At 73.4% G+C, this 6,031-nt stretch carries 7 protein-coding genes; 4 read left to right on the forward strand and 3 right to left on the reverse strand.

The features are described from left to right. Window positions 1-53: 53 nt before the first annotated feature. A complete protein-coding gene (locus tag AC2W7J_RS14675; protein ID WP_485983284.1) occupies window positions 54-557 on the reverse strand; it encodes a hypothetical protein in 504 nt (167 codons plus the stop codon). Between the two features lie 102 nt (window positions 558-659). On the opposite strand from AC2W7J_RS14675, the gene AC2W7J_RS14680 reads away from it, so the two are divergent. Genes AC2W7J_RS14680 through AC2W7J_RS14695 form a run of 4 tightly spaced genes read left to right on the forward strand, consistent with a single transcriptional unit; the run spans window position 660 to window position 3,816 of the window. After that, window positions 660-1,658 carry a WXG100 family type VII secretion target gene (locus tag AC2W7J_RS14680; RefSeq protein WP_485983285.1) on the forward strand — a complete coding sequence of 333 codons (999 nt, stop codon included), beginning with the start codon at window positions 660-662 and terminating at the stop codon, window positions 1,656-1,658. Continuing rightward, window positions 1,655-2,116 carry a hypothetical protein gene (locus AC2W7J_RS14685; RefSeq protein ID WP_255185681.1) on the forward strand — a complete coding sequence of 154 codons (462 nt, stop codon included), beginning with the start codon at window positions 1,655-1,657 and terminating at the stop codon, window positions 2,114-2,116. Before AC2W7J_RS14680 ends, AC2W7J_RS14685 begins: the two co-directional genes overlap by 4 nt. Further along, a complete protein-coding gene (locus AC2W7J_RS14690) occupies window positions 2,113-2,874 on the forward strand; it encodes a hypothetical protein (RefSeq protein WP_255185682.1) in 762 nt (253 codons plus the stop codon). The genes AC2W7J_RS14685 and AC2W7J_RS14690 overlap by 4 nt, the downstream gene beginning before the upstream one ends. A gap of 24 nt (window positions 2,875-2,898) precedes the next feature. Next, the gene (locus AC2W7J_RS14695) at window positions 2,899-3,816 is read left to right on the forward strand and encodes a 2-hydroxyacid dehydrogenase (RefSeq protein WP_485983287.1); all 918 of its coding nucleotides are present in this window, start codon (window positions 2,899-2,901) and stop codon (window positions 3,814-3,816) included. A 114-nt stretch (window positions 3,817-3,930) separates the two neighbouring features. Here AC2W7J_RS14695 and AC2W7J_RS14700 read toward each other — a convergent pair whose 3' ends face one another. Together AC2W7J_RS14700 and AC2W7J_RS14705 are read right to left on the reverse strand one after the other, a co-directional pair. Next, window positions 3,931-4,470 carry a hypothetical protein gene (locus AC2W7J_RS14700; protein ID WP_485983289.1) on the reverse strand — a complete coding sequence of 180 codons (540 nt, stop codon included), beginning with the start codon at window positions 4,468-4,470 and terminating at the stop codon, window positions 3,931-3,933. A gap of 17 nt (window positions 4,471-4,487) precedes the next feature. Next, entirely contained in the window at window positions 4,488-5,981 is a 1,494-nt protein-coding gene (locus tag AC2W7J_RS14705) for an outer membrane protein assembly factor BamB family protein (protein ID WP_485983291.1), read from the reverse strand. Window positions 5,982-6,031 lie beyond the last annotated feature (50 nt).

The following is a 6,031-nucleotide window of genomic DNA, read 5'->3' on the forward strand; positions in this document are numbered from 1 at the left end:
GTGCCGGTCGACCCGGCACCGCCCCCTTCGTCGTGAAGCCGGCCGTGGAGCGGTCAGCCCCCGCGCGGCTGTTCGTCCGGCAGCAGGAGGCGCTCGACCGCCCCGGTGGGAACCGACGGCGGCAGCGGGATCTCGAGGACGTGCTCCTCGCCGCGGAAGACGCTCACCCCACCCGATCGGTCGGCAGCCACCTCGCCGTACGTGCCGTCGTGCCGACGCACCCAGGTGATCTGCGACAGCGGCAGCGTCTCGTCCCCGACGCTGACCGTCGTGGCCGTGACCCGGACGACGGGCTGCTCGCCTCTGACGACCTGCCGCGCGAGGACAGGGATGCCGAGGACCCCGAAGAGGAGGACCCCGGCCCACATGAGCGCCGTGCGCAGCCACCAGCCGTCGCCACGGAGGAGGACCCAGACGCAGACGGCGGTGAGCCCGACGACGAGCAGGAGGTAGCCGACGGCCTGGGCGCGGCTCTGCCGGATGACGACCGCGTCCCCTGCGGCGATCGTCGCGCGCCAGGCGGCGAGGGTCTCGTCCGGGTCCGGGGTGCGCGACATGGCCACAGGGTAGGCGACGTGCCGTCGGCGGGGAGTGCTCCCCATCGCCGTGGCCGGTCCCGATGGCTAGCGTGGTCCGGGACGATCGCAGAAGGAGAGCGCATGACCGTCACGCACGGGATGGACCCGGTCCGGGTCCGGCAGATCGGTGGCCAGCTGCGCCGCGAGGCGCGTCGCGCCGCAGAGGTCGGCGAGGCGGGCACGGCCGGGCTGACCACGTTGCAGGGCGCGTGGGAGGGGCCGGACCTCGAGGCCTTCGTCACGAGCTGGGCGCGGGCCCAGACAGCGCTGGAGTCAGCGTCTGCGCGCCTGTCGAGCTTCGCCGACCAGCTCATCGAGCAGGCCGACTCGCAGGACACGACCTCGCAGGGCAGGGGGATCGGCGGTGGTCCCGGCGGTGGGCTCCACGCCGGCCCCGGTGGCCTGCCGGCTGGCCCGGGCGGTCCCGGCTCGGCCAACACGATGTGGGACGACGTCGGCAACATCCTCGACCACCTCGGCTTCGGGCTCGACCGACTCGGCGACCTCGGTGGCATCCTCGCCGGCGTCGGTATGTGGAAGTACGGCCAGTTCAACCCCCGTGGCCGCCTGCCCAACGGCCGATACGGCTTCCTCGGGCACAAGCCCGGCAGCCCCTTTTCCAAGCTCCCGTGGATGCAGCGCGCCTCGCTCTTCGGCAAGGACTCCAGCTGGATCCCGAAGGGGGGATCGCAGGCGGCCCGCAACGTCGCCGGCTTCGCCCGGTGGAGCAAGTTCGCCAAGGTCTCCGGCCCGGTCGGTGCGGGCCTGTCCGGTCTCATCGGTGGGTTCGGACAGTGGGCCGAGGACATGGGCGACCCGTCGATCGGTGACGCCGAGCGCGGCACCCGGGCGGTGACCAACGGCCTGGTGTCCGGCGGCACCACGCTGGGCATGGCCATGGCCGGGGCGAAGGGGGGAGCCATCGTCGGTGGACTCATCGGCGGCCCGGTCGGAGCCGCCATCGGTGGCGTCGCCGGAGGCATCATCGGTGGTGTCGCGGGCAGCGAGCTCGGCTCGGCCATCGGCAGCGCCGCGGCCGACGGCGCCTCGTGGGTCGGCGATAAGTTGGGCCTGTGGTGACCGACGAGCTGCAGCGACGCGACATCCCGTCGATCGGGGCGAGCCTGCTCGTCCCGGCAACCTGGGAGGACCTCAGTGACGACGTCGACGACGTCGTCGCGGCGTGGGGCGCCCCCTTCGAGCCGGTCGCCTTCCGCAGCAACGTCGTCGTCACCCAGGACCAGGTCCCCGCGGACACCCCGTGGGCGACGCTCGCCGAGCAGACGTGGCAGGCGATGGGCGCCATGCTCACCGATGCGCACCTCGTCGACGAGACGCAGTCCGACGCGAGTCTCGTGCGCTGGGTCCACCACCGGGTCGCCGAGGTGGGCGTCGTGCTCCACCAGGTGACCCTCCGGCAGGGCGACCGCGTGATCACCACGAGCGTGACGGTGCCGGTCCTGGCCCTGCCCGATGTCGTGGACGCCGTGCGCGAGGTCGCCGCCGGTCTGCGCGTCGACAGGGAGGCGCAGGCATGAGCGGCACGACCGGTGTGCGCTTCGACGACGGCCGCCTGCTCGTCGACGACGACGGCTGGGTCGCGCTCGTCGACACCGCGGCGGCTCCCGACCCCGAGGCCTTCGCGGCGCTGCTCGGCGCCGATCAGTCCTCGCCCGTGACCAGCGAGGTCCACTGGAGCCTGCGCGCCCACATCGAGGCCACCCTCGGCATCGACATGGTCGGTCGCAGCAGCGACGGCGTGGCGGTCGGGGCCTCGGCGAGCTCCGACGGCGCGCGGGGACTGCTCCTGCTCGACACACAGCCCGGCCGCTGGGACGGCGGCGGGGCCGAGGTGCCGGAACAGGAGCGCCAGGTGCTCCCCGTGCTCGCGACGCTCCTGCCGATCTCCCTGCTCGAGATGATGCAGGTGGGTGCCCGGCGCGGCCTCGGGCTCGGCGAGGCCGTGGCCCTCCCTTCGTCCCAGGTGACCGCCCTGCTCTGGCGCGACTCCGAGGTGGCACTGCCCGCAGACGCGACCGCCGGGCAGATCGCGATGCTGCTGCAGCAGGAGTCGTGGCGCCACTGGCGGGTGCGGGTGACCGGCCGCCTCCCCGACGGGGAACTCGTCGAGGACGGTCTCGACGTCGTCGTGCTGCGCAACGGGGTGCTCGCGATCGACGCCGTGGGCGGTGACGCGCTCGAGATCCGAGAGGTCAGCCCCGTGTCCGTTCTCGTCCGGCTCGTCGAGGCGATGCGTCCCGGGTTGGTCACGGGTCGGACGCCGCCGCCTGCGTGACCTGCGCCACCTAACATGGCGCGCATGGTCACCGTCTCCTTCCCCGACAGCAGCTGGCGCGACGCGGTGGGTCCGGTCGACGGCGTGAACTCCGTCGTCTGGGACCCGCAGGAGGCTCCGCCGCAGGAGCCGGTGGACGTCTACATCGCGCCCTACATGACCAAGCCCGCGGGCGTCGCCGTCGTGGCCGAGCAGCCGTCGGTGCGGCTCGTGCAGCTGCTGTCGGCCGGCTTCGACAACATGCTGCCGGTCCTGCCGCAGGGCGTCTCCCTCGCCAACGCGAAGGGGGTCCACGACGCGGCCACCGCAGAGCTCGCCCTGACCCTCGTCCTCGCCTCGCAGCGTGGGTTCGACGACTTCGCGCGCGCCCAGGCGCAGGGGGAGTGGACCTCCCGCCACGTGCGCCCGGGCCTGGCCGACAAGCGGGTGCTGCTCCTCGGCTACGGCTCGGTGGGTCGGGCGATCGTCGAGCGACTCATGCCCTTCGAGGCGTCGGTCACGGCGGTGGCCTCGCGGGCGCGCGCCGGGGACGACCTCGTCGACTCGGTGCACGGGGTCGACGAGCTCGCCTCTCTCGCACCGGAGCACGACATCATCGTCTCGGTCCTGCCCGGCTCCGACGCGACGCACCACATCCTCGGCGAGGAGCTGCTGTCCTCCCTGCCCGACGGCACGCTCGTCGTCAACGTCGGCCGCGGGCCGGCCCTCGACACCGAGGCGGCACTGCGCCACGCGGGCCGACTGCGCTTCGCGCTCGACGTCACCGACCCCGAGCCGCTGCCCGTCGGGCACCCGCTGTGGAGCGCGCCGGGCGTCATCATCAGTCCCCACGTCGGGGGCGTCACCGAGGCCTTCCGCCCCCGGGCGGTCGCCATGCTGCGCCGTCAGCTCGCCGCGATCGGTGCCGGCGAGGCCCCGATCAACATCGTCCACGCGGGCTGATCCGCCGCACGACGCCCGCCGCATGACCTCGGCGGCGTGCGCGCCGGGTTGAGCAAACGTCTCCCCGGCACGCAGGCGCACCGGGGACGAGTCGTGGGTCGGCCGCCTCGTGGGTCAGCCCTTGACGAACCAGGCGTAGCGCGGCGAGGACTGCAGCGAGCGGCCGCCGACCGTGCCGCGCAGCTCGTAGGGGTCGCCCTCGTGCGCGAAGATCGACAGCTCGACCCACAGGTCGCGCTGCGCCGTGGAGTTGACGCTCTTGCCGCGCACTTCGCCGATCTGCTGGGCCGACCGGCCCGTCGAGCTCACCGTGCCGATGTCATACGGATACCCCTCCTCGACGAAGTTGACCAGCTTGTACGTCGAGCGGAGGGTGCAGCGCGACGAGGCCCAGGTCGGCGTGATGCTCGCACCGCTGGGGCAGTACCACGAGCGGATCTTGCTGCCGCTGTCGATGTTGCCGTAGGTGGTGCTGAGGGCGAACTGGTGGCGGTTGCCCCTGAAGCCGTCGATCGACCCCACGACGACTGCCTCGCTGTAGGTCGAGTTGGCGAGCTCGGAGGTCTGGGCCTGGGCCGGGGTGGCCGCTGCGGCCAGGCCGGCGGCGACGGCGGTGGCGGACAGGACGGTGGCGGCGGTGCGCGTGAGCTGCATGGTGTGTCTCCCTGATGTCATCCACCGAGCCCCTTGCTCGGTGTGTCGGCAGGGGAGACGTCCTCGGCGCGGGTTCGGTTGCGCCGCAACGAAAACCTGACTGATTGCTTACTCTTCAGTCCAGTGGGTAGACGCGGGTGCCGACCCGCAGCACACCCTCGGCGATGCTCGAGTCGCCTCTGGCCCGGCGCGCCCCGTCGAAGGGCCCGTGGACCGCGCCCTCGGGGGAGACCGCCCAGGTCGAGGGGATGCGCGTGCCGACGGCATCGGTCGTCTCGCCGACGACGGCGGCCCAGCCGCTCGTGTCGGCCTCGGCGACGTCGATGCGCTCGGTGCCGGGCACGGTGACGACCCGGCTCGTGCCCCACCTGCCACAGGCCGGCCCGGCCGGGCGCGTGCACCGGCTGCCAGAGCACGTCGGCGCGCTGGCGACCGATGGTGTCGCGGTCGACGGTCCAGCCGGCCGGCGGCGCCGAGCGGCCCTCGTCCCCGGTGTGCAGGTTGAGCGTGCGGTAGGCCTCGATGCGACCCTTGCTCTCCTCGGCCACGTAGATGACCCCGCCGGCATCGGCGAGCTGCACCTCGCGCAGACTGCCGGTGTCGGGCCGCTCCCACGTGACCTCGCCGGTGAGGGCCGAGCGGCCGATGAGTCGGTCGGTCCCGTGCTGGACGATCGTGGAGTCGATGACCCGGCCCGCGTCGGCGCAGCCGAGGTCGCGGGCGATGGCGGTGCCGTCGCTGACCCGCACGGCGTCGACGGTCGTCGACCCCCGCAGGGACGAAGGGAGGAAGACGGCCCGTTGCTCGAGGTCGGCCCCGCTGATCCGGCGGGGTGCACCATGTCGGCACTCGGTGCCGCCCACCCGTGGGGTGGTCCACACCTCCACGCCGGAGGCGAGGTCGAGGCCGGTCGTGCCGCGGCGCGAGGTGACGACGAGGACACCCTCGAAGTCCGCGACCGCCGCGACCTTGGCCCCCACCTCGGCCCACCAGACCTGGTGGCCGGAGTCGAGCTTGCGGGCGATGACCCGCGGCTGGTCCGGGTCGTCGGTGGGCTCGCTGAGGATGACGACCTCGTCTGTCGTCGTGAGGACGCGGCTGCCCTTGGGAACCCTCCAGAGCACCGTGCCGGTGCTCACCTCCTGGGCGGTCCCGTCGTTGAAGAGGACGTTGCCGTCGCGGAAGGTCCCCTCGGCGAGGTGCCGGTTGCCGGTGGTCGTGTCCTCCCAGTGGTCGGGCTCGCCCGGCAGCCCGTGCAGACCGAGCCAGGCCCCGGCCCCGACGACGAGGACGACGGCGACGCAGGAGGCGAGCAGGGCCGTGCGGTGGCGGACCAGCCGCACCAGCACGAGGCACAGACCGGTGGCCAGCAGGACCGCACCGGCGACATAGGGCGCCGGGCCGAGCTGGGCGGCGACGGCCGCGACGAGCAGTGCCGCGCCGAGGATCGCGACGCCGATGCCGCCGAGGAGGGCGTGCCGCTCGAGACGGTCGAGGGCAGCGCGCTTCATGGTGCTGGAGTCTAGGTCTGGTGCCGCGCGCTTCGGGGCGCCGCGCCGCG

The sequence above is a fragment of the Janibacter sp. CFPM2_SD2 genome (genome assembly GCF_057364645.1).